This is a genomic window from Zobellia russellii (assembly GCF_044597075.1).
GTDB classification, from domain to species: Bacteria; Bacteroidota; Bacteroidia; order Flavobacteriales; family Flavobacteriaceae; genus Zobellia; species Zobellia russellii.
This window is the reverse complement of sequence record NZ_CP139000.1, coordinates 2,564,670-2,588,093: the sequence shown is the minus strand read 5'-3', so window position 1 is coordinate 2,588,093 and position 23,424 is coordinate 2,564,670. Positions and strand designations below refer to the sequence as shown.

Genomic DNA, 23,424 nt, shown 5'->3' with positions numbered 1-23,424 from the left:
AATATAAAATAGTTCCCATCTTATTTAGAGATAAACAAGATATACGAAACAACACTAATATATGTCTACAGCCCATAGGGTTATAAAAAATACCGGATTTTTATATGCCAAGATGGCGATAACCATGTTTATCTCCCTCTATACCACCCGTTTGGTGTTAAACGCTTTAGGAGCTTCGGATTTTGGTATTTTTAACTTAGTAGGAGGTGCCATTGCCATGCTGGGCTTTTTACATGCGGCCATGTCTAGCGCTACCCAACGGTTTATGTCCTTTTACGAGGGTAAGGGCGATAAAGAAAAGCAGAAATACATTTTTAATGTTAGTTCCGTACTGCATTTTGGGATTGCCATAGGCTTGGTGTTCATACTTTTGGTGGCGGGCTACTTCTTTTTTAATGGCATTTTAAACATTCCTCCTGATCGGGTGTTCGCTGCTAAGGTCATTTATGGTTCCTTAATTTTAAGTACGGCCTTTACGGTAATGAGTGTGCCTTATGAAGCGGTCTTAAATGCACATGAAAACATGTTGTATTACTCCATTGTGGGCATCCTGGAATCGTTGCTGAAATTAACCGTAGCGCTCATTATTGTATACTATGTAGGAGATAAGTTGGTGCTGTACGGTATTCTTATGGCGGTAATCCCTTTTATTAGTCGTACCATAATGCAAGTGTACTGCCATAGAAAATATGTAGAATGCGTTATAGCGCCTAGAAAGTACTTTGAAAAGAGTTTGATGAAAGAAATGACTTCTTTTGCGGGTTGGAGTTTTTTGGGAACAACCGTATCAATGCTTGCCTATTATGGACAAGGTCTAGTTTTAAACATGTTTTTTGGTACAGTAGTAAATGCTGCACAAGGTGTCGCAATGCAAATAAATGGACAGGTGAGTGTTTTTTCAAATAATATGATGAAAGCATTAAACCCTGTAATTGTTAAAAGTGAGGGTGCGAATGACCGCGATGCAATGCATAAAACGTTGTTTGTGGGGAGTAAAATCTCTTTTTTTTTATTAGCCATAATTGCAATTCCAATAATTATAGAAACCCCTCTGATTCTTAAACTTTGGTTAAAAAGTGTTCCGGAATACACGGTTATCTTTTGTCGCTTGATTTTAGTAATATCCTTGATTGATCAGTTGTTCATAACGTTGCCGACTGCTATTTCTGCAACAGGAAATATAACCAAATATCAAATTTCAGTATCACTATTGCTATTAATGCCATTGGTGGCTTCAATTATACTTTTCAAATATGATTTTCCGCCTTACTTTATTTATCTAACTTTTATTGTGCAAAGATTAGTTAGAACATTTGGCGTTGTTTTATATTATTCTAAGCACCTGATAGGTCTTTCTCGTAAGGAATACATAGAAAAGGTAGTCTTTAAAAGTTTAGCCGTTATACCTTCTTTAGTTTCAGGATTGATACTAGTCTTGTTATTACAGGAGGGAGTAACAAGACTATTGGTCACGGGAACGACTACAATTACACTTTTAGTTATTTGTATTTGGTTTTTTGGACTTACAGAAATAGAAAAAGCTAAAATACATAGTATAGTCAACTTACTTAGGAAAAAAAATGAATAGAGTATTAAATTCAATAGGTTATAGGATAAAACCCTTCCTCGAGAAAAAAAATGATTCAAGAATTAGAGAGAATTTTAGTTGTAGTAAAAAAACGACTGCGAGTACGCCTACTAAAATTCTATATGATGTTCAAGATACTGGTGGATTTTTCAACTATAAAGACGAGACTTGGAATTACATAAAGAACATTGGCTTCTTCATGTGGAATGATTTGTTTTCTCCAGATTTTATGAAAAGAAAAAATCCAAAATATTTTATTGATAATAAGTGCGCAAATGATAAAGTTCAATATTATAAAAATGAAATAAAATGTTTTAGCGAGAATAGAAAAAACGATTGGATATATCTAAAATTTAACCGGAGTTTGAAAAAGCCCTATGTTTTATCCTTTCAGGCGAAATTGGAAACAGAAAATTCTGAATTTCAAATCGCTTTCAATTATAAAGATATTGGAAAAAGATATCGATTTAACTTGAAAGATAATAACTTATTAAGTTTTGAAGTTGTTTCCAATGGGTGTTTTGTAAATGATATATGTTCAGCTAAAATTAGTTTGGAATTGGGCCGTTACTATGATTTTCAAATTCACGTTAACCATGGAAGTTTTCAATATTTTGTCGATGGTACTGAAATCTTGAGTGTACAAGAGAAAAATTCTTTGTTAAACGGGGATGGTTTAGTATTTATTTTGTGGGATAGTTTGGGTAAGCCAATTGATGTTTGTTATAAAGAAATTAAATTATACGAGTTATGTTGAAAATAGGAATAATGACCACTCAAGATGCATTAAATAATGGAGCAATGCTTCAAGCCTATGCATTACAGACGTATTTACAAAGTTTAGGGCATCACGTTGAATTCATAGATTATAGAACTGAAGGAAAGTTGACGATACGTTCCTTTATTGCTAAAAGTCCTTTGGTCATGTGGAATAAGTGGATGGATATTTATAATGAAGCAAAATTCCGTAGAAGAGCGGATTTTGGAGATTTGTTGAATAGGGGAGAGAGCACTTTTTACACCTTGAAAGAAATTCAAAACAATCCACCAAAATGTGATGTATATATAGCTGGGAGTGACCAAATTTGGAATGTTTCATCTCGAAATACAATTAACAGAGCTTTTTACTTGGATTTTGGAGGTAAAGAGATAAAGAAGATTTCATACGCTGCCAGTATGGGGCAGTGTGATGTTCCTGAATTTTTGAATGAAGAAATTCACGATTTGGTTGAAAGGTTTAACTCAGTTAGTTTGAGGGAGACCAAAGCGGTAAATTTTATACAATCTTTGTTCAGCGAGCATAAAAAAATATATCATGTTCCTGACCCTACTTTTTTGCTGTCAAAAGATGAATATTTAAAATTTATCATATCTGATGACGAACAATGGAAAAAGAAATACATTGCTTCATATATTTTGGTGCCAAGTAGATTTGATGAAAAATTGCGCCAAGCAGTAAAGTTCGTGACAACACATATAGGTGTGGACTTGGTAAATTTAAGGAATCCTGGTACTTGCGTGCGATTAGAAAATGCTAAAAACACAATAGTTGCTCCAAGAGAATGGTTAAGATATGTATACTACAGTCAATTTATGATATGTTGTTCCTTTCATGCGGTTGTGTTCTCGTTAATATTGCACAAACCATTTATCGTTATAACTCCGTATGAAAATCAAAGAATTGCATCGTTATTAAATCCGCTAGGTTTGAGTGGGCGGATAGTTATGGGGAAAGATGAGCAAAAATTAAAAGAAATCATAGATAAAGAGATAGATTGGCACGAGGTTGATGCACTGATGGAAAGAGAAAAATCAAAAGGACAGGAGTTTTTAAGACTTAGCTTGAATTAATATGATTTCTGTAGTCATTCCATTATATAATAAAGCGCATACCATTGTCAATACTTTAGAAACGGTTATTGGTCAAAGTTTTGTAGATTTTGAAGTTGTGATCGTTAATGATGGCTCTACGGATAATGGAGTTGACGTTATAAGGCAGTTTACCAAGGATTCACGAGTAAGAATTATAACTCAAGAAAACCAAGGGGTTAGTGCAGCAAGAAATAAGGGAGTTAAAGAAAGCAAGTTTGAGTATATAGCCTTTTTGGATGGGGATGATGAATGGAAACCTGATTATCTGGAAAAAGTAAACTACGCTATTACTCAAAATCCAGAGGCGGGAATGATTTGTGCGGGAGGTGTGGTAAGAAATAATGATGAAATTGAACCAAGACTTGCTAAAAAATATACGGATACTATAGCTGTTAGGGATTTTTTTGAAAACCCTCATGTCTTTTTACATACCAGTGCGGCAGTGGCAAGAAAAACAGAGTTTTTGGAGTCAGGTGGTTTTCCTGTAGGAATGAAAAGAAATGAAGATTACGCTTGTTTCTTTGCTTTGGCCCTAATAACACCCATGGTATATGTAGGGTTTCCGTTAACCGTATATGTAGGTATGGTTCCCGGTCAGGCTACTCAAACCTCCACGAGCAAAGTTATTTCGCATATTGTAGATCGATATAATCATGTTCACGAGAAATGGAAAAACACTACATCCAAAAACAAGAGCTATCCGGTATTTTTACGGTATGAGTTAAGACATGAAATCTTGAATTTTATTAGAAAGGGAGAATATGATATGATTGATTATCTCCTTAAAAATTTGGATAAGGATATTCTTGGTAAATTCAGTCCGTTTGAGTTTCAGTGGTACGCCAACAAAAAACGCAAACAGTTGGGCGTGTTGTTTATATACTTGACCAAGATACGTTGGCGTATGCGCGGCTATCCATATTTGGGAGAGTAATTAAGGATTAATGGGTGCTAGAAATACAATAGGTTGTTAAGGTTTGTTATTCTTTTTGGGGTAATTATTTTTTCGGTATATCCTCTTATGGGGATACTCACCTTTATACTTGTTAAATTGGTCCATAATAAGAAAGATACCTTAACGGACACCCTTTTATTTGGTCTCATAACACTCTATGCATGCTTGGTACAATCTACACGTATCTGGAAACCGGGGCAGCCGTCAGATTGGTATAACGAGGCCTATTGGGGGCTTTTTGAACAAGCAGGCACTATGCCGTTTTTTTCCTATGTGTTCGGGTTTAAGGAACCGGTATGGAATCTTTTAAATTATATAGGGTTTTACCTAACCTCGGGTGACTATTTTAGTTTTATTAATGGTATTACGGTACTGACAATTGCAATCACTAGCTATGCCATATTCATATTCTGGCAAAAAACTAATAGTGATCCGGTTACGCTAGTGGCTTCATTGGCATTGCTTATTTTTTTCTCAGAATATATCAGTAACCTGAATAATATCACCAGACAATGTTTTGCCCTTAGTATAGTAATGTATGTTTTTGCTGTTAGGGTTACCCAACAAAAGAATCTATGGTTTTTGTTCTTAAGCGCCTGTTTTATTCACACCTTTAGTTTTCTTTATTTCATATTTTTTCTGATAAAACCACTTCATAATAAACTGGAAGGCGGAAATTTAAAGCGGTTCTTATATGCAATAGCAGGTGTGGCAGTTGGGTTTATGTTGCTGCCTTTAATAGGGAAATTAGTAAGTGGCATTGGGTTTTTAGCGTATGGGTTTAAGCGCTTGGAAAAAAATTCTACAGGTGCGCTAGACGATACGGTGTTCAATATGGGCCCATTATATGTAACCGCAGCGGTATTGATAGCCATCTGTTCGTATATGATATGGACGACTAGAAAGAAAGTATTTAATTTTTATACCAATGTTTTACTGGTGCTAATGGTGACGTGTGTTATGTTGGCAAGTACGTCTGAAGGCTTGGTTTCCCGCCTGTACATTTCCAGAATGTACCTATTGCCTTTTGTGCTGCCCTATGTTATGTTGGATAAGAAAATACTCAATACCCTTTATGCTTGGGCCATTGTGCTCTTTTTTGGGGTGCGTTTTTTAATGAGTTTTGACGGGTTAAGACGTGGTGGGTTTTTTCCGCCTCTTCAGAGCTTATTTGGATATTCAATTTTTGATTTTATTTTTTGATATTTCACATTATGAACAAGAAAGTAATTTTTGGACTTAAAGCTTTTAGGAAGTTATATAGTAAGGTATTTGGCGTGGATTCCATCGTTCAATTGGATTGCGAACAGGATGCTGATGTTGCTTCCCAAATAATATACGATGAGTTACAAAAAGAAACGCCATCCATGATTGCACGTTTTGGAGCTACAGAGATGAATGTCATGATAAATTATTTGGGGATAAAGGGAGAGGATAAGAATTGGATAAAATATATACGTAACAAATCGCTACCGTGGTGGTGGGAAGAAAACCGCATGCAACAAATGCAGCAATGGAGTGGTTTTTTTCCACCAACAAAGGCTAAGATAGAGCAGTTTTGCGAACTGATGCAGCAGGATATGAAGGAAGTGGACGTATTGGGAAGTTGGATACCTGAGGAATCTTATTATAAGGATGAAATTAGTAATGCGGAAAAAGTGAAGTTGGTGCTTCTAGAGCCCTATACATCTCAAAAACCGTGGAGTAGGGCATTAAAAGGGAAAAAGGTGTTGGTAGTGCATCCTTTTGCGGAATTGATAGAAGAACAATATCAAAAACGAGAGTCTTTATTTGATAATCCGGAGGTTTTGCCGGAGTTTGAGCTGCAGACCTTACCGGCGGTACAGAGTCTGGGAGGCGAAAGCAATGGGTTTACCGATTGGTTTGAGGCCCTACAATGGATGAAAGATGAAATTGATAAACGAGATTATGACATCTGCTTAATTGGCGCGGGTGCTTATGGTTTTCCTTTGGCGGCTCATGTAAAGCGGCAAGGAAAGAAAGCCGTTCATATAGGGGGGGCTTTACAATTGTTATTTGGTATTAAAGGAAATCGCTGGGAGGCTACGGATTACGCTTCGAAGTGGGGGTTGCCGGGCAACCTGTATTTAGACTTTTTTAAGAATGAAAATTGGATAAGGCCTACAGATAAGCAAAAACCTGCCAATGCGGATAAAGTGGAAGACGCATGTTATTGGTAAATAAGATGATGTACAATCTTATAAAACTTGTCAAATAAAAGTTAAATGAAAACGATAGCAGTTCTACTTACGGTATTTAACCGTAAAGCCAAAACCCTTGAAGCGTTACAGAACTTGTTCGCTCAGGAAATACCTGATGAATACGTCCTAGACGTATATCTAGTAGATGATGGCTGTACGGACGGTACCGCTCAGGCTGTAGCGGAATCATACCCTTTAGTACATATCATTACTAGTAAAGGAGACCTATTTTGGAATAGGGGAATGCTTTTGGCTTGGGAGAGCGCTGCGCAAGTAAAGTCATATGATTTTTATGTTTGGCTAAATGATGATACTATTTTAAATGCCCAGGCCTTAACCACTTTACTACAAACTTCCGAAAGCAAATCAAATAAGGCCATAATAGTAGGGACCACCTCTTCTTTAAAAGATGCAAAAACCATTACTTACGGCGGGAGGGCCAAAAATGGACAATTGGTGGTGCCTCAAGACCTAGCAGTTTCCTGTGCCTATTTTAATGGGAATATTGTCTTGATCCCAAAATATGTATATGAAAGGGTAGGGGCCAATGACCCTGTTTTTCACCATGCTTTAGGCGATTTTGATTACGGGAAAAGGGCAAAAAAGCTAGGAATAGAAAATATAGTGGCTCCAGGAATATTGGGGCAATGCGATACCCATGAAAGTTTGGCAACCTGGTGTAATCCAGAAAAACCATTTAAAAAGCGCTGGCAAGCTTTTCGTTCGCCTTTAGGAAATAACCCAGAAGAATTCTTTGCTTACGAAAAAAGACATAATGGTTTAGTGATAGCATGTTTTCATTATTTCACGAATCATTTACGAGTGTTTCTACCTAAAATATGGAATTTAAAATGAAAATACTTGTATTAACTTCTCATTTCCCTGCTTCCGATTTACCAAAAGATTTAACGCCCGTTGTCTATTATTTTACGAAGGAATGGGTTAGAACGGGGCATTCCGTAATGGTTGTTCATAATCAAACCGTTTTTCCTTCTATTGTTTATTTATTTCTTAAGTCCTTTAACAAGTTGTTAGCGAGCATTGTAGGATATAACTTCCCGACTTTTAAGCCAAAAGAAATTGATTATGAGGTAGATGGGGTCAAAGTGTTTCGAAGAAGCATGATGAAATTATTACCTAAGAAAAAATTTGTTGAGAATAGTTATGTGTCTCAACAAAAGGTGATAGATAAAATCCTTTTGGATAATGATTTTATGCCAGATATTGTGGTAGCGCATTGGCTTACTCCCCAAGCCGCTCTTTTGCAATATTTAAAGGAGAAGTATAAAGTGCCAACTTGTTTAGTGGTTCATGAAAATTCACCGGTTTTAAAGCGTGATTATCCAGAAAAATGGCCGGTATATGTAAATAATCTAGATTTAGTGGGGTACAGGTCTAGACCCATTAAAGAAGCTTTTGTTGCTGATCATAATATTTCAGGTGTCAAGGATTTCTTTTGTTATTCAGGTGTGCCTAGAGAATTTATTCCCTCAAAATGGGAAAAATCTTTTACAAAAAATAAGACCTATACATTTGTTGGTACGCTTATTAAACGAAAGCATCCAGCGGCTATTTTAGATGCTCTCTCGGCACCGGAAAATATTAATTCTGAGTGGAAATTAAATTATTTGGGAGAAGGTCATTTAAAGAAATCATTGGAGAAATTTTCTGCAAAACTGGGTGTTAATGATAAGGTTTTTTTAAGAGGTAGAGTTCCTAGGGAAGAGGTCAACAGTGTTTTGATGAATACAGATGTCTTTGTAATGATTAGTGAAACTGAGGCGTTTGGTCTAGTGTATTTAGAAGCTATGGCAAACGGATGCATAACAATTGCTTCTCGAAACGAAGGTATGGATGGGGTAATAAAGGATGGTGTCAACGGATTTTTGTGCACTGCAGGAGACGTAGAGGAGTTGAAAAGTATTATCAGCAAAATAAATAGTCTTTCTGAACAAGAGATAAAAGAAATTTCGTATCAAGCATTTTTAACTGCAAGTAATTTGACTGATGAAAAGGTTGCTTTAAATTATGTGCAACATTTAGAAAAATGTGTTTCAAAATAAATATCATTTAATACGTGTATGCATTTTATAATCGATATTTGATTATTGTTTGGATTTATAGAATGTTGGCGATGTTTAATGAGTAGTTTGTTTTTTAGTTATAAAAGAAAGTTATATGAGTCATAATGACGATAAGGAAAGCTTTGTTTCAGAAAAAAAGCCTTTTGAGATTAGGGAAATCATAGAAGAGTATCTACGTTTTTGGAAGTGGTTTGTATTGAGCGTGCTGTTGGCCTTGGTATTGGCTGTAGGGTACTTGAAACTTAAGCAGCCCGTATACAAAGCACTAGCTTCGGTTATCTTGGAAGACGAAGAGAGCAAATCTCCCGGTGGTGACGCAGGTGGTTTTGTAGACTTGGGCATGTTAGGAGGGCTGGGTACCAGCAGTATTGAAAATGAATTGGGCCTTATCCGGTCCAAACGTTTAATGACTAATGCGGTAAAGGCGTTGGACCTGAATATTGGATATTTTGAGCCCAAAGGTTTTGGGGCAAAAGAACTCTATACAGATGCCCCGTACAGATTGCGTTTGGTACGTTTGGATGAGGTGGCGTTGCAAAAAACCATACTGGCGGAACAAAACGTGTTGGAGATACAGAAGGTAGATGAAAATACGGTAACCATAGAACAAGCAGAGAGTGATTACAAGGCAACGCACAAATTGGGCGATATTATTGAAATGGGCTTTGCCGATTTTGTCGTAGAATCCAACGTGGTATCGGATACCTTGGCTACGGAGGATTTGGACTTGGATATGAACGTGGAGGTACAGTTCTATTTGGTAGATCAGGTAGCCTCTGCTCTAAGGGGGCAATTGGAGGTAGCTTTGATGGATGAAAATTCTACCTTGATTCAACTGAATATAGAAGGTAACGTTCAGAAAAAATCAGAAGACATCTTAGACCAATTGATTTTTGAATACAACCAAGAGGCCATTGAAGATAAAAACCTGATTGCGAGAAATACGGCTTTCTTTATTGATGAACGCTTGAGTATCATTAATTCGGAATTGGATTCCGTAGAAACGGGAAAAGAGAAGTTTAAAACTTCTAATATGCTTACGAATATTGAAGCGGAATCTTCAATCATTATCCAGAACGTCAGTGATTATAACGTTAAGCGGCAAGAAGTGTTGACACAGTTGGAAATGACCAATGCCATAATTGAGCATGTAGGTTCCAATAAGTTAAATCTATTACCGGCCAATTTGGGGCTTGAGGAACCGGGAATGGTGGAACTGGTTGATGAATACAACCAGTTGGTATTGGAGCGAAACCGTTTGTTAAAGGGAGCTACTGAAACCAACCCGTTGGTGGTAAATCTGGGGAATCAGTTACAAGAAATAAAGGAAAACATTAGTGAAAGTTTGCGAAGAAGGCGTACCAATCTTTTGATCACAAAAGATAACCTAAGCCGCCAGGCCGGTATTCTGGGTTCCCAAATTTCCGAAGTGCCTTCTCAAGAACGTGAGTTTAGAGGTATTGAGCGACAACAAAATATTAAAGAAGCACTGTATCTGTTCTTGTTGCAAAAACGGGAAGAAAACTCCCTGTCACTAGCGGCAAAGGCGCCCAAAGCAAAAATAGTGGATAAGGCGTATAGTTTAAGCGCTCCTATTTCCCCTAATAAAAAAGTGGTTTTGGGTATTGGCTTGTTGGGAGGGCTGTTCGTTCCCTTTCTAATTATTACCGCCAATAAGTTTTTAAACAACAAAATAAATACGAGGGAGGAACTAAAAGACGTTGCCAAAGGCACTACTGTAGTGGGCGAAATTCCTCATGTAATGGCCGCAGAGTCTACAGTAGTTTCAGTAAACGAAAGGTCTGTACTATCCGAGTCTTTTAGTATTCTACGCGCCAATCTTAATTATGTAATGCCCGATAAGGGCACATCTGGAAAAGGTTCCTGTATTTATGTGACTTCTTCCGCACAGGGAGAGGGAAAAACCTTTACGGTCATTAATCTGGCCTTGATACTTGCGGAGTCCGGGAAAAGTGTGGTTATGGTAGGAGGTGATTTAAGGAACCCGCAACTACACAGACATGAAAACAAACCTATAAGTACGGAGGGATTAAGTACGTATTTGGCAAGTTCCAATACAGAACTGTCCAGTTATTTGGAAGATTCCAGCCTAAACAAAAACTTAAAGGTGTTGCCTTCCGGGCCTGTACCACCTAATCCTATACAGTTATTAGGGAAAGATAAGATGGGAGCCATGTTGGAAGAGTTAAAAAGCACCTATGATTATGTAATTGTAGATACTGCCCCAGCCATGATCCTTGCCGATACGTTCCTGATCAGTAAGTATGCCGATCTAACACTCTATCTCATACGAGCCGGCCAAACCGAAAAGAAAGTTTTGGAATTTGCATTGGAAGCAAAAGCAGAAGGAAAATTAAAGAATATGAGCTTCCTGTTGAACGATGTTAAGATTGCAGATGCCACTTACGGTTCAAAGTATGGTTATATGTACGGTAACGAAAAAGCAAAAAAATAGACCAAGCCAGTATAGCACGATAAAATCGCATACAATACGTGTATGTCGTAACGAACGAAGCGCCCTTTTGGGCGCTTTTTTTATATGTAGGGGTAACTGTTGAAAAAGCAAATAAGGCGTTTAGAAAGTAATCAAATGAAGGTATACATGTAAATCTACGTTTACACGAAAAAGATCATAAAAAAGGCTTCCAAGAAATTGGAAGCCTTTTTAATTTAGAGTGATTGCGCCAGGATTACCTTTCGGTGTTCCTAGGGAGCTCAATGTTGCAAATTGTAAACCACGAGCTATCGCTCTAGTTCTTCATTTTATTCCAAGATTACAAGACTGGTGGTCTTGCATCTTTCCATAAAACAAAGAACCACGCCCTAAGGACGTGGTTTTTAATTTAAAGTGATCGCGCCAGGATTACCTTCGGTGTTCCTAGGGAGCTCAATGTTGCAAATTATAAACCACGAGCTATCGCTCTAGTTCTTCATTTTATTCCAAGATCACAAGACCGGTGGTCTTGCATCTTTCCATAAAACAAAGAACCACGCCCTAAGGACGTGGTTTCTAATTTAAAGTGATCGCGCCAGGATTCGAACCTGGGACCGTCTGCTTAGAAGGCAGATGCTCTATCCAGCTGAGCTACGCGACCATTTCAAAAGCGGTGCAAAGATAGTTTATTTTCCTAGAAAAATAAGCTTCAAGGGTTCAATAATTGTTCTTCGGTGAAAAAAAATGGCGTAGAATGCCGTAGTAGCCTAATTTTTAAAGTGTTTGCCGTTTCAGAAAATAGGTGATAGTCAGGGGTGTTCAGGCACTTATTGGGAGTTTTCCAGTTTGGATTCCAATAATTTCTGGCATATAATCTCAAATTCCTTGTTGAGCTCATGCTCGTCTATAGGTTTCCTTAGAATGTGTAGCGGTTCGGTTTTTTTGGCGCTTTCCAATGTGCTAAAATCCGAGTTTCCGGTGATGTACACAAAAGGGATTTTATACTTCTCCTTAAGAATGGTAGCGGTTTCAATTCCGTTGAGGTCTCCGCCCAAGCCAATATCCAACAGGACTACATCTGGCATATAATGGTCCACAACAGCTAATGCATCGGTACCGTTATCCGCAGTTTTAACGTGGGTACTGCCCACATTGGTAATGATATGCTCAATAAACATTTGTATGATCAGGTTATCTTCTACAATTAGGACTTTTAGTTTCATAGTATTAGGATATCTGTTCAATTTCTTGAAAGGTTATTATATAGTGTGTGCCACTTTCTGTGTTGTCTTTTTCTACGGTACCCTTTAATTGTAAGGTGAGCATATGGATTAATTTCAATCCTAGCGATTTGGTATTTCTAAAATCAATTTCATCCGAAAAGCCCGTTCCATTATCGCCAATGTGCAACAGGAAATTGGGGTATTTTAATTTTTCAAACTTGATGGAAATTAGGCCTTCGTCCTTGTTCTTAAATCCGTATTTTAAAGAATTGGTAATGATTTCATTGATCATAAGGCCCAGCGGTACGGAGGTATCCAAGTTCAAGTGTAGTTCTTCCGCTTCAATTTTAAGATCTATTTTTTTTTCGGACCCTCGCATAGATGCTATAAGTTTTGAGGCCAATTGGTGTACATAATCCCCATAGTTAATGCGACTAAGGTCTTTGGAGCGGTAAAGCATCTCATGGATAATAGCCATAGAGTTGATGCGATACTGACTGTACCTGAATAACCCTTTTATTTTATCGTCCTTTATAAAACTAGATTGCAAACTGAGCAAACTGGTAATGACCTGTAGATTATTTTTTACTCTATGGTGTATCTCCTTTAAAAGCGTATCGCGTTCGCTAAGTCTATTTTTTATGGTCTGGTTTAGAGTATCTATATAGCTATTCTTTTTGTAGAGCATATAAATGATGCATAGGAACAGGACAATGCCAATGGTCAGAATGGCTGCCGTGATATAAGTAGATTTCTTATACTCTGCCATTTGGTTCTGAATGGATAAGATATCCGGTTTGGTGTAGAGTGTCCAAGTCTGGTTTCCTTCCAAGCTTACTTTCCTATGGTAATAAAAAGCGTTTCCATGACGGTCTTTTTTGTCTAGGTCTATGGTAGATTGTGCATATAGCTTTTCGTCATCCGCACTATGGAAAACTTCATTTTTGGAATTCAAGAACGTAATCTCTTGGTCGTTAAAAGTGTCCAACCAATTTTTCGCATTCAGGTTAAGCCCTACAATGCCGCTAAGCACGTTGTTTATATAGATAGGGGTGAAGAAGCGCACTGTGGGTCTATGCGGCACCTCAACCTTGCCATTTTCAATGTTGAGGTCCATGTTGGAGATATAGAACTCTCCTTTGTTCAGCTCCATGGTTTTTTTAAAATAGTCCCGCTTACCTTTAAATTGCGAAGTAGAGGCCACAACCGAATCTTTATGCTCTACCCGTATGACTTCCATGCCTTCCAAATCTATAAAGCGCGCCTGAAAGTAGTTAGGGTCTATTTTTAGAAACTGGCTTAGCTTCTTTTGGGGAACCTCTAATGGGGCGTTCGCTTTAAGGTCCATTTCTATAAGGTCTCTCAAGAAAATGACGTTTTTCTTGCTGATGCTATAGAGTTCAAAGAGGCGTGATTCTGCATCTTTAAGCTTGTTTTTTGCCTTAATTTCTTCAACTAGGGTAATATTCTTATGAAAAAGCTTAATGCGCTGTACGGAGAGGTTCCATATAATTACGCAGGTAATTAAAAATAGCACGCTGGATATGGATATCAATTTTTTTCCCATAATCTAATGTGTATTCCGGTATTTTAAATGTAGTGTTCTCAAGAAAAAAGTGGTGTTAATGGTTTGGTAGTAATCTTAAATATAGTTCAATTTATAGGCAAAACGGTGTTAATGGGTTGTTAAAATGTAGTATTTTTACTACGAATTTTAAGTGAAATTGTTAGATTTTTTATACATGGCTGATTATCAAAATACTATTAGGAGTAGTTATTTGACCGTATTTTGTTAAAAGTAAAGGTGGTTTTTATGAATTGTCCAATAAGATGTCCAGAATGAGTATGGCAGCTTCGGCAATTTTAGTTCCCGGCCCGAAAACCGCAATGGCTCCTTTATCGAATAAATAGGGATAGTCCTGTTTGGGGATAACACCGCCCACAACCACCATAATATCATCACGGCCGTAATTTTTGAGCTCGGCAATAACTTCGGGAACCAAGGTCTTGTGACCGCCGGCCAAAGAAGAGATGCCTAGAATATGAACATCGTTCTCAACCGCTTGTTTGGCTACTTCCGCAGGGGTTTGGAAAAGTGGGCCTATATCTACATCAAAACCTAGATCAGCATAGCCCGTAGCAATAACCTTGGCACCACGATCGTGCCCGTCCTGTCCCATTTTGGCAATGAGGATACGGGGTCTTCTCCCGTCCTGTTCCGCAAACTGATCGGAAAGCCTGCAGGCCTTTTTAAAACTCTCGTCTTCCTGTATTTCTTTTGAGTACACCCCTGAAATAGATTGAATGGTTGCTTTGTATCTGCCAAATACCGTTTCTAGTGCACTGCTAATTTCTCCTAAAGTAGCTCTGTGCCTAGCGGCTTCTATAGCTAAAGCTAATAAATTTTCATCCGATTGTGATGGGTCCGTAGTATGATTTTCTCCGGTTATCATTTTGGTGTGTGTGGCATCCGTAAGTTTCTGGAGTGCCGTGGCCACTTTTTCATCGTTCCGCTGCTGTTTGATGCGCTCTAGGCGTTCCAATTGTTTTTTCCGTACCGCATTATTATCCACCTCTAATATCTGAAGTCCGTCATCTTCATTGGTTTGGTATTGGTTTACGCCCACAATAATATCCTTGCCACTGTCTATACGGGCCTGTTTTTTTGCGGCGGTTTCCTCTATGCGCAACTTGGGTATTCCGACTTCAATGGCTTTGGTCATCCCGCCCATTTCCTCAATTTCCTGAATGAGCTCCCACGCTTTATGGGTGAGGTCTTCCGTAAGTTTTTCAACATAAAAACTGCCCGCCCAAGGGTCTACCGTTTTGGTGATTTTAGTTTCGTCCCTTAGAAAAATTTGGGTATTGCGTGCAATCCGAGCCGAAAAATCCGTAGGCAAGGCTATGGCCTCATCCAATGCGTTGGTGTGCAGGCTCTGTGTACCGCCCAAAACAGCGGATAAGCCCTCTATGGTGGTGCGGGCCACATTGTTGAACGGGTCCTGTGCGGTAAGGCTCCAACCACTGGTTTGACAATGCGTACGCAAAGACATGGATTTTCTGTTCTTGGGGTTGAACTGTTTTACGAGTTTGGCCCATAGCATCCTGCCCGCCCGCAATTTGGCAATTTCAGTAAAGTGGTCCATGCCAATGCCCCAAAAGAAAGAAAGCCTAGGAGCAAAGCTATCTATATCAAGTCCCGCTTTTAATCCGGTTCTAATGTATTCCAGTCCGTCGGCCAAAGTGTATGCTAGTTCCAGTTCGGCTGTAGCACCTGCTTCGTGCAAATGGTAACCGGAAATGCTGATACTGTTGAATTTGGGCATGTGTTTACTGGTGTACCTAAAAATATCCGAAATAATAGCCATGGAAGGCGCAGGCGGATAGATATAGGTGTTCCGTACCATAAATTCCTTAAGAATATCATTCTGAATGGTGCCGGTGAGTGCTTTTGGAGCAACACCCTGTTCTTCCGCTGCAACAATATAAAAGGCCATTATGGGGAGTACTGCTCCGTTCATGGTCATAGAAACGGACATTTTATCCAACGGAATTTCATCAAAGAGAATTTTCATATCCTCTACCGTATCTATAGCAACCCCTGCTTTGCCCACATCACCAACAACCCGTTCATGGTCGCTATCATACCCGCGGTGCGTGGCCAGGTCAAAAGCAATGGAAAGTCCTTTTTGGCCTCCTTTTAAGTTTCTTCGGTAGAAGGCATTGCTTTCCTCTGCGGTGGAAAATCCCGCATACTGTCTAATGGTCCACGGGCGTTGTACGTACATGGTGCTGTAGGGTCCGCGTAAAAAAGGAGGTATTCCGGCCGCAAAATCCAGAATGCTCAAAATCCGCTTGTTGGATTGCGGTGGTATCCGGGGCCGTTTTTTTATAGGAAATATGTTGTATGTCTTTTCTCATGTATCGCTCTTATATGCTACCCAACGGATTATCTTGCTTGCCAGCCTTCGGTTTGTAATCGCTCTTTTTCCAAACCTTCGGAAAGGCGTTTTTCCAAAATGGGTTCTATTAGGGTCTTTACAGGACGTTGTTTTCCAAAAGGATGGACTTCAAGTTGGTCTTTCATCCGTTCGCTTCCGTTTACATAGGCATTGGAGCCTACCAGTATCTCTTGGGAAGTGTTGAAGCGCTCTTGCTCTTTTTGAGCACTCTCCTTTAATTTTTTGTGGACGGTATGGTATTTTAATTGTTTTAGAAATCCACCGTTGGCTTCAATATCCTTAAAGAGTAGCAGCGCCTTTTCTGCCAGCTGGTCCGTAATACTTTCAATATAATAGGCACCTTCCGCGGGGTTTTGCAAGGTGTTGAAGTAACTTTCTTCTTTGAGCAAAAGGAGTTGGTTCCTGGCAATTCGTTCCGCAAACGCATTGTTTTTGTGGTAGATGAAGTCGTAATTAAGATTGCACACCCGATTGGCACCGCCCAAAATAGCTGCCATACATTCCGTAGTGGTACGGATCATATTCATATTGTAGTCATAAAGGGTTTTGTTCCTTTTGGAAGGTACGGCCTCAATTTGGCAATTGGCGGTAATCCCATATTCTGTGGCCAGTAATTTCCAAAGCCGGCGAAGGGCCCTGATTTTGGCAATCTCAAAAAAATAATTGCTGCCCACGGCCACTTTAAAAGTAATAGTTTCCATAGTAGAACCGTACCAGTTAAGATATTCATTGGCGTGGGCCAGGGCATAGGCCAGCTGTTGAACCCTATTGCCTCCGGCGTTCTGGTACAGCGCAGCATCTATACTAATACTGTTCTTGTGTTTTTTTGAAGCGGATGCCTGTAATAGCTTGTGGGTCAGTTGCAGGTCTTCGGCCATATTCGTGAACCAGTTTCCGGTACGGGCTAACTGCCCAATAGGGTCAATTTGAAACGAGACGGCCGCTGCTTCCGCAGGTTGGGTTTCCGTTAGTTTTATACTATCTGCGGTAGAGATACTTTTAAACTCACAATGAACATTAATCTTTTGGTCCGTACCGATCTGAGCTAAAAGTGTTTTGTAATCTATAGCGGGCGAGGGGAGTGTGAAAAGGATACTTTCCGCACCGCCCTTTAAAGCGTTAAGCGCATTTTTATTAGCCACGGAACTATCATAGACCGGGATGGATTGGGTTATTTTCCAAGGGGTTTGTTTTTCTGTGGTGTGGGCAATTGGGTTTTGAAGGTCATCTGCATGGTAAAAGGGTTTTACCTTAATGCCCTCGGGAGATTCCCAAACCAGGTTTTGGTTATAATCGGCGCCCTTTAGTTCGTATTGTATCTTTTGTTTCCACGCTTTCGCGGATACTTTTTCAAAATCGTCGAACAGTTTTTGCTTCATGTCAAAGGAATAAGCCTAATGTTCATGAAAAGTACGATTTTAGGTGCGATTCAAAAAATATGGCGGGGAAGTTTCCTAGGGAACGGTAATAAGCAACGTGCTGATGTAAATCAGAATCCCATAAGGTAAGGGATGAGCAATAGGTCTTTATTAACTGGGAAAGGACTTTGTTCTAAGAACTAAGAACTATGAGCTAGGTGTTGATTTCAATATGCTTTTTCTTCTCCTCGTATGGCATTTATAACGGTATGGGCAACAATTTTTATATCTAATTGCAAGGACCATTTTTCCACGTAGAAAATATCCAATTTGGTCCGGTTGAGGATATCCGTTTTTTCGGCAATCTCGCCACGATACCCTTTTATTTGAGCAAGTCCCGTGATACCCGGTTTTACAAAATGGCGTACCAGATATTTATCTACATTCACCTCGTAATCCCAAGTGTGCAGTTCCATATGGGGCCTTGGGCCTACCACACTCATATCGCCTAAAAACACATTAAAGAATTGCGGCAATTCATCTATACTAGTTTTTCGGATAAACCTCCCTACAAGGGTGACACGCATATCTCCTTTGGTGGCCATTTTGGAATTGGCATCTTTGGAGGGGCGCATAGACCTGAATTTGTAACACCAGAACGTTTTTCGTTGGAAACCATGGCGCTTCTGTTTAAAATATAGATTTCCGGGCGATTCTAGTTTTATGAGCACGTACATCAAAGGAACTAGCCAAGATAATATGGTTATGATAACCAAGGATGAAAAGAAAAGGTCAAAACTACGTTTTACTACACGGGCAAACAACGTATCCAAAGGCACCCTTCTCAAATTCAATACGGGTACGGTTTCATAGAGTTCAATGAACATACCCCTAGAATAGATTTCTTTATTGTCCGGTATAATTTTCACGCGGATAAGGTTGTTGTCCGCAAAATCTATCAGGTTGCGCAACTCCTTATTGTTGAACTTGGAAGCTACGCAGTAAATTTCATCTATATTATTCTCTAGAATATAAAGAAAGCAATCTTCAACGGAGCCTAAAAATGTTGGGCTATTGGATTTTTTATCATCAAAATACCCCATATAACGGTATCCTAGCTCAGGGTCGTCAAATACCTTTCTTATTTTCTTTAAGTTTTTATCGCGCCCCAATACTACTACTTTAACGGAGTTACCACCCCATAAGCGATATTTTCTACGTAGCCAGAAGAAAACAACACGATAAGCCGTTAATGCCATGCAGATAATAAGGTAGATGAACAGTTGTTGTTCCAACGATTCATATATTCTACCCGTTATACCAAACAAGGCAAAATAGGCAAGACCATAAATCAAATAAAGTTGAATTACTTTATGAATGTTGGTAAAAAAACGTTCCTTACGTTTTCGGGTATAATAACTTAGTCCATAAGTAATAAGTAACCAAGAAATGTTATAGTGTAAAATATAGTAGACATGGGTATACGTTTCCGGGGTTAGGAAATACAGCAAACCATTGATGATACTCAAATGTACCCCTATAGATATTGGAATAATCCAGTCTGAATTTTTAAAGCTTTTCATTCCCAATTTCTGACTATGGTTTGTAATCGAGTAGCTCTAGCATTTAAACCCATTGATTGCATATATAATAGAATGCTTTCAAAACATTAGCATGGCAAGTACCTACTTTTAACAATAACATATGAATAGCAAATCTATACAATTTTAACAATGTTTTACATCTGGCTTTGTAGGATGTTCATGAGCTTTTGGGGGAGGTTTTAATTGCAGGCGCAAATATAGGATTTCGGGTAGTACAGCCAAAATTAAACGTGTTATTTAACCATTACGCAATGCTTTGGAAATCAATTTTAAAACCTTTAATTGCAGAAGGTTGCAGTGTCTTCGGGGCTCGCGAGAGATTGTGGGTTCTTTGATTTTTCTTGGAAAATATTTTTTGGGTTTGATTCTTATTTTATGGCATATGGTCACAGAGCTGGAAGAGAAAAATGGCTTAACAAGTGATTATATAGGTGTTTGTTATGTATGTGCAGATTTGTAAGATAATTTTTTGATGATTTTATATAAAAATTGCACAACATTAGGGAAATCAAAAAAGGTAGCATAGAGGAGTATACGTTGATTGAAAATTCTAAATGGATAAACAAAAAAAAGGGAGTGTTCCCCAACACTCCCTTTTCAAGTTTTAAATTCTATTCCAATATTGAAATAGTTTATCAACCTACTTATGAGTTACAAAGGTGCATGAGTTTTATTTCGCTTTTTGATGCTAAAAATTGAAATTTTGATTCAAAAAATTAATAGGTAATTCCATCTAAAAGGTTGGATATCCGACATAAAAAAAGGGAGCGTTCCCCAACGCTCCCTTCCGAGTTATATAATACCCATTTCAATATTGAAACGGTTATTCAACCTACTTATGAGTTACAAAGATGCATTACTTTGTCAAGTGCTATTGATTCAATAAATACCGAAATTGACTCATTTAATTTACTTAGTTGATTACATAGCCTAAAATCCAATAAAGGATAATAAAAACTACAATGCTACCAATGCAACCGCATTTGCCGCCTCCTATTTTTTTGGCTCCCCAACCGGCCAATATCGCTTTTAGAATATTCTTCATGAGTCTTGATTATTGGGATTTTATAGGTCCCGATTTATATTTGGTATTGTAATCCATTCGCAGACTTTGCAAGGTGCTGTTTAAGTCTTCGGCCTGTGATTGGAGCAATGAACTAGTAGTTTTTGGTAAGCTACCAAACGCCAATAGATTTTGATATTTTAGTATTAGCGCCTCTTCCTTGGAAGTAATCAATAGATTTATCTCCTTATCCGAAAGATTCTTTTCCAATAACTGATTCTCCAGTGATTCAAAAATAGGATGGTCTATTTGGGCCATACGGGCAATTTTCCTTTCGGTTACCACATAATACTCATCCGTTAGGATTTTCTCGAAATCTACTTCTTCAAAATGGCGTTTCTTAAAATAGGAGAGCCATGTAGGATACCGATCTGATTGTACTAATGTACCATACATGCGCTGGCAGGCATGTGTTTCGGCTACCAATTCGCTCAAGGCATTTTCCCATGTAGTGCGTTCTCGTTCCATGATATATGTTTTGGATTAAACTTTAATTTTTTTATTCGGTATTAATCAACCAAAAGCCGATTCTACGGCACCACCATCTATGCGTACGTTGGTTCCGTTTACATAACTGGCATGTTCAGAGCACAAAAAGGCTACTACCGCGGCCACTTCTTCCGGTTTTCCTCTCCGTTCCATTGCAATGTGCGGTCTTTTGTTCTTTACGAACCATTCTACGGCTTCCTTTACCGAGATATCTTTTTCCTTGGCCAGTTCCTCCATCATGGCATCCGTCATAGGCGTTTCAATATAGGCCGGAGAAATGCAGTTGAAAAGAATGTTCTCTTTGGAATAGGACCGAGATAAACACTTGGAGAGATTTATAATTGCGGCCTTGCAGGCATTATACGGACTCTCATCTACATACGGTTGAAAGGCATTTTCACTGGCTACCATAACCATGCGTCCCCATTTTAGTTTTTGCATTTGTGGAACAAAGGCTCGTGCCACACGAACGGCACCCATCAGGTCTACTTGAATGGTATTCATCCAATCTTCATCCGTTAATTTCAAGAAATCTCCAGCTGCGCCCCGTGCACCCGCCGAATGAAAAATGATGTGGGCACCACCAAATTCGGTTTCAATTTTATCGGCCAAATCCAATACTTCTTGATTCTTGGATATATCCGCAGCAATGCCCATGACTTTAGCACCATCCTGGGCGTCTTTTTCAACTTGTTTGACCGCATCTTTTAATTCTTTGCCATTGTCCTTGTCCGAAAGCACAATGTTGACTCCTTCCCGAGCCAAAAATTTAGCGGTTTCAATTCCTAATCCTGAGTCGCCTCCTGTTATCAAGGCCGTTTTTCCTTTTATGTTTAAATCCATACTGTTCTTTTAAATAATGATTATATATATAGTTGTATGCTATCCGTTTGTAGTAAAACCTGGGTAGCACGTCATTCCACCGTCAACAAAAATGGTGGTTCCGTTTATGTATTCAGATTCGTCCGAAGCCAACCAACTTGCCACACTCCCTATATCTTCGGGTACACCAATCTGTTTGTATGGGATGAGTTTTAGCATATTCTCCCGTCCTTCCTTGGTGCTCCAAACGTCTTTATTGATATCTGTTTTTATTGCTCCCGGTGCAATACTGTTGCATCGTATTTTATGGGGCGCGTACGCTTGGCAAATGCTTTCCATTAACATTAAAAGTCCGCCTTTAGATGCCGCATAATTGGCATGGCCGGCCCAAGGAATAACTTCGTGAACCGAACTCATATGAATGATTTTTCCCAAAGAATTGGAAACGTCCTTGCGCATACCCCGGCGTAAAAATTCGTTTATGGCCTCTTTGGCGCACAAAAACTGTCCCGTTAGATTTACATCTATCACTTTTTGCCAAGCCTCCAACGGCATTTCGTGTAATGGATGGTCTATTTGCATACCGGCATTGGCCACGCACACATCTACAGTACCAAAATGCTCAATAGTAGTCTTGAACATAGCTTTTACGTCTTGCTCTTTGCTTACATCGCATTTTACAACAATGGCTTCGCCACTTAGTTTGTTCTTGTTGATTTCGTTGGCAACTTCTTCTGCAGCTTCTTTTGAGCTTCTATAATTTACGACCACGTTGGCGCCTTCTGCACCCATTGCCAGTGCCACGGCTTTACCAATGCCGCCACTGGAGCCGGTTACGATACAGGTTTGGTTTTCAAGTCTTTTATTGGGTTTTTGCATAACTGTAGTAATTAGACCATAAAATTACCGGGTCTAGTTCTGCCGGAATAGTCCTATACATAAAATTGATAGCTCAATGCAATTAAAAGGGAAAGCCTTTGTAATAAGCGAATTGGATAATGTTTTACGGCATTATTTTTTGTTATTAAGGCTATTTACAAATTGGGGTTCCTGTTAATTTGTGAGAACTATTAGGGGTTGCCCTAGTTGATGAGAATACAGAAATTTAAAACACATAAAAAATGATAAAGCCAAAAACGGAAGTACCTAAAATAGAGCTCCCTCTAATTAACGATACCCGATGGAATTTAGCCACGCAGAATAGCAAGACCTTTACTGTTCTTGTTTTTTATAGGGGGTTGCATTGTCCTATTTGCAAAAATTATTTAGAAGACCTTGCCAAAAAATTGAAGGACTTTACGGATAGGGGCGCCCATGTAGTGGCCATTAGCAGTGATACGGAAGAGCGGGCCAAGAAAGCCGGCGAGGAATGGGATGTTCCCGAACTGCCCATTGCCTACGGATTATCTATCGAAGAGGCTAGAAATTGGGGGTTGTTCGTTTCAGAAGGAATTAAAGATTCTGAACCGGATGCGTTTTCGGAACCCGGAGTTTTTCTTGTAAGACCGGATAATACCTTGTATGCAAGTGCTATTCAGACTATGCCTTTTGCACGCCCCAACTGGAAAGATATTCTAAATGCCATAGACTATATAGAAAAGAACGATTACCCAGCTAGAGGGGGTGAGTAATTCATTTCCCGATGCTGTCTCCAAGTGATGGGTTAAGTGGTCTTTAAACAATAATAGGTTGACCTTAATGCAAGTCCTATTCGGAGAGATAAAAAG

General features: G+C 38.9%; 19 protein-coding genes and 1 tRNA gene. 10 read left to right on the top strand and 10 right to left on the bottom strand.

The window, feature by feature from the left end; all coding sequences use genetic code 11:
* Window positions 1-61 precede the first annotated feature (61 nt).
* The 9 genes from SJY45_RS10525 to SJY45_RS10485 all read left to right on the top strand — a co-directional run bounded on the left by SJY45_RS10525 (window position 62) and on the right by SJY45_RS10485 (window position 11,197).
* Window positions 62-1,588, top strand: a complete 1,527-nt coding sequence (locus SJY45_RS10525; protein WP_215913870.1) for a hypothetical protein — start codon at window positions 62-64, stop codon at window positions 1,586-1,588.
* On the top strand, window positions 1,581-2,345 hold the full coding sequence (locus SJY45_RS10520) for a hypothetical protein (protein ID WP_215913871.1): 765 nt from the start codon (window positions 1,581-1,583) through the stop codon (window positions 2,343-2,345). Before SJY45_RS10525 ends, SJY45_RS10520 begins: the two co-directional genes overlap by 8 nt.
* Complete coding sequence (locus SJY45_RS10515) at window positions 2,339-3,439, top strand: polysaccharide pyruvyl transferase family protein (RefSeq protein WP_400070565.1); 1,101 nt, start codon at window positions 2,339-2,341, stop codon at window positions 3,437-3,439. The genes SJY45_RS10520 and SJY45_RS10515 overlap by 7 nt, the downstream gene beginning before the upstream one ends.
* Window position 3,440: 1 nt before the next feature.
* On the top strand, window positions 3,441-4,394 hold the full coding sequence (locus tag SJY45_RS10510; RefSeq protein ID WP_400070564.1) for a glycosyltransferase family 2 protein: 954 nt from the start codon (window positions 3,441-3,443) through the stop codon (window positions 4,392-4,394).
* 87 nt (window positions 4,395-4,481) lie between these two features.
* Complete coding sequence (locus SJY45_RS10505) at window positions 4,482-5,618, top strand: hypothetical protein (protein ID WP_400070562.1); 1,137 nt, start codon at window positions 4,482-4,484, stop codon at window positions 5,616-5,618.
* An 11-nt stretch (window positions 5,619-5,629) separates the two neighbouring features.
* The gene (locus tag SJY45_RS10500; RefSeq protein WP_400070560.1) at window positions 5,630-6,616 is read left to right on the top strand and encodes a hypothetical protein; all 987 of its coding nucleotides are present in this window, start codon (window positions 5,630-5,632) and stop codon (window positions 6,614-6,616) included.
* Between the two features lie 45 nt (window positions 6,617-6,661).
* Complete coding sequence (locus tag SJY45_RS10495) at window positions 6,662-7,492, top strand: glycosyltransferase family 2 protein (RefSeq protein WP_400070558.1); 831 nt, start codon at window positions 6,662-6,664, stop codon at window positions 7,490-7,492.
* Window positions 7,489-8,700, top strand: a complete 1,212-nt coding sequence (locus SJY45_RS10490) for a glycosyltransferase (protein WP_400070556.1) — start codon at window positions 7,489-7,491, stop codon at window positions 8,698-8,700. Before SJY45_RS10495 ends, SJY45_RS10490 begins: the two co-directional genes overlap by 4 nt.
* A 115-nt stretch (window positions 8,701-8,815) precedes the next feature.
* Complete coding sequence (locus SJY45_RS10485) at window positions 8,816-11,197, top strand: GumC family protein (RefSeq protein WP_400070554.1); 2,382 nt, start codon at window positions 8,816-8,818, stop codon at window positions 11,195-11,197.
* Window positions 11,198-11,763: 566 nt separating this feature from the next.
* Here the strand turns inward: SJY45_RS10485 and SJY45_RS10480 are convergent.
* The 10 genes from SJY45_RS10480 to SJY45_RS10435 all read right to left on the bottom strand — a co-directional run bounded on the left by SJY45_RS10480 (window position 11,764) and on the right by SJY45_RS10435 (window position 22,576).
* Window positions 11,764-11,837: transfer RNA gene (locus SJY45_RS10480), tRNA-Arg, on the bottom strand.
* A gap of 166 nt (window positions 11,838-12,003) precedes the next feature.
* The gene (locus tag SJY45_RS10475) at window positions 12,004-12,399 is read right to left on the bottom strand and encodes a response regulator (protein ID WP_215437984.1); all 396 of its coding nucleotides are present in this window, start codon (window positions 12,397-12,399) and stop codon (window positions 12,004-12,006) included.
* Window positions 12,400-12,403: 4 nt separating this feature from the next.
* Window positions 12,404-13,966, bottom strand: coding sequence for a sensor histidine kinase (locus tag SJY45_RS10470; protein ID WP_400070551.1), 1,563 nt, complete (start codon window positions 13,964-13,966; stop codon window positions 12,404-12,406).
* Between the two features lie 244 nt (window positions 13,967-14,210).
* Entirely contained in the window at window positions 14,211-16,187 is a 1,977-nt protein-coding gene (gene scpA / locus SJY45_RS10465) for a methylmalonyl-CoA mutase (RefSeq protein WP_400074342.1), read from the bottom strand.
* A 161-nt stretch (window positions 16,188-16,348) separates the two neighbouring features.
* Window positions 16,349-17,740: a methylmalonyl-CoA mutase subunit beta gene (locus SJY45_RS10460; RefSeq protein WP_400070549.1), complete on the bottom strand. Its 1,392-nt coding sequence runs from the start codon at window positions 17,738-17,740 to the stop codon at window positions 16,349-16,351.
* Between the two features lie 206 nt (window positions 17,741-17,946).
* Window positions 17,947-19,302, bottom strand: a complete 1,356-nt coding sequence (locus SJY45_RS10455; protein WP_400070547.1) for an exopolysaccharide biosynthesis polyprenyl glycosylphosphotransferase — start codon at window positions 19,300-19,302, stop codon at window positions 17,947-17,949.
* A gap of 934 nt (window positions 19,303-20,236) precedes the next feature.
* The gene (locus SJY45_RS10450) at window positions 20,237-20,368 is read right to left on the bottom strand and encodes a hypothetical protein (protein ID WP_256439093.1); all 132 of its coding nucleotides are present in this window, start codon (window positions 20,366-20,368) and stop codon (window positions 20,237-20,239) included.
* 9 nt (window positions 20,369-20,377) lie between these two features.
* Complete coding sequence (locus SJY45_RS10445) at window positions 20,378-20,854, bottom strand: hypothetical protein (RefSeq protein WP_400070545.1); 477 nt, start codon at window positions 20,852-20,854, stop codon at window positions 20,378-20,380.
* A gap of 45 nt (window positions 20,855-20,899) precedes the next feature.
* Window positions 20,900-21,718 carry an SDR family NAD(P)-dependent oxidoreductase gene (locus SJY45_RS10440; RefSeq protein ID WP_215438001.1) on the bottom strand — a complete coding sequence of 273 codons (819 nt, stop codon included), beginning with the start codon at window positions 21,716-21,718 and terminating at the stop codon, window positions 20,900-20,902.
* Window positions 21,719-21,757: 39 nt separating this feature from the next.
* Entirely contained in the window at window positions 21,758-22,576 is an 819-nt protein-coding gene (locus SJY45_RS10435) for an SDR family oxidoreductase (RefSeq protein WP_215438002.1), read from the bottom strand.
* Between the two features lie 242 nt (window positions 22,577-22,818).
* On the opposite strand from SJY45_RS10435, the gene SJY45_RS10430 reads away from it, so the two are divergent.
* The gene (locus SJY45_RS10430; protein WP_400070543.1) at window positions 22,819-23,328 is read left to right on the top strand and encodes a peroxiredoxin-like family protein; all 510 of its coding nucleotides are present in this window, start codon (window positions 22,819-22,821) and stop codon (window positions 23,326-23,328) included.
* The last annotated feature ends 96 nt before the right edge of the window (window positions 23,329-23,424 follow it).

Coding starts and splice junctions, on each gene's coding strand:
- SJY45_RS10490 (WP_400070556.1), top strand. CDS start 7,489: ATGAAAATACTTGTATTAACTTCTCATTTCCCTGCTTCCGATTTACCA.
- SJY45_RS10435 (WP_215438002.1), bottom strand. CDS start 22,576: ATGCAAAAACCCAATAAAAGACTTGAAAACCAAACCTGTATCGTAACC.
- SJY45_RS10500 (WP_400070560.1), top strand. CDS start 5,630: ATGAACAAGAAAGTAATTTTTGGACTTAAAGCTTTTAGGAAGTTATAT.
- SJY45_RS10510 (WP_400070564.1), top strand. CDS start 3,441: ATGATTTCTGTAGTCATTCCATTATATAATAAAGCGCATACCATTGTC.
- SJY45_RS10520 (WP_215913871.1), top strand. CDS start 1,581: ATGAATAGAGTATTAAATTCAATAGGTTATAGGATAAAACCCTTCCTC.
- SJY45_RS10440 (WP_215438001.1), bottom strand. CDS start 21,718: ATGGATTTAAACATAAAAGGAAAAACGGCCTTGATAACAGGAGGCGAC.
- SJY45_RS10430 (WP_400070543.1), top strand. CDS start 22,819: ATGATAAAGCCAAAAACGGAAGTACCTAAAATAGAGCTCCCTCTAATT.
- SJY45_RS10505 (WP_400070562.1), top strand. CDS start 4,482: ATGGGGATACTCACCTTTATACTTGTTAAATTGGTCCATAATAAGAAA.
- SJY45_RS10495 (WP_400070558.1), top strand. CDS start 6,662: ATGAAAACGATAGCAGTTCTACTTACGGTATTTAACCGTAAAGCCAAA.
- SJY45_RS10460 (WP_400070549.1), bottom strand. CDS start 17,740: ATGAAGCAAAAACTGTTCGACGATTTTGAAAAAGTATCCGCGAAAGCG.
- SJY45_RS10485 (WP_400070554.1), top strand. CDS start 8,816: ATGAGTCATAATGACGATAAGGAAAGCTTTGTTTCAGAAAAAAAGCCT.
- SJY45_RS10525 (WP_215913870.1), top strand. CDS start 62: ATGTCTACAGCCCATAGGGTTATAAAAAATACCGGATTTTTATATGCC.
- SJY45_RS10445 (WP_400070545.1), bottom strand. CDS start 20,854: ATGGAACGAGAACGCACTACATGGGAAAATGCCTTGAGCGAATTGGTA.
- SJY45_RS10475 (WP_215437984.1), bottom strand. CDS start 12,399: ATGAAACTAAAAGTCCTAATTGTAGAAGATAACCTGATCATACAAATG.
- SJY45_RS10450 (WP_256439093.1), bottom strand. CDS start 20,368: ATGAAGAATATTCTAAAAGCGATATTGGCCGGTTGGGGAGCCAAAAAA.
- scpA (WP_400074342.1), bottom strand. CDS start 16,187: ATGTACGTACAACGCCCGTGGACCATTAGACAGTATGCGGGATTTTCC.
- SJY45_RS10470 (WP_400070551.1), bottom strand. CDS start 13,966: ATGGGAAAAAAATTGATATCCATATCCAGCGTGCTATTTTTAATTACC.
- SJY45_RS10455 (WP_400070547.1), bottom strand. CDS start 19,302: ATGAAAAGCTTTAAAAATTCAGACTGGATTATTCCAATATCTATAGGG.
- SJY45_RS10515 (WP_400070565.1), top strand. CDS start 2,339: ATGTTGAAAATAGGAATAATGACCACTCAAGATGCATTAAATAATGGA.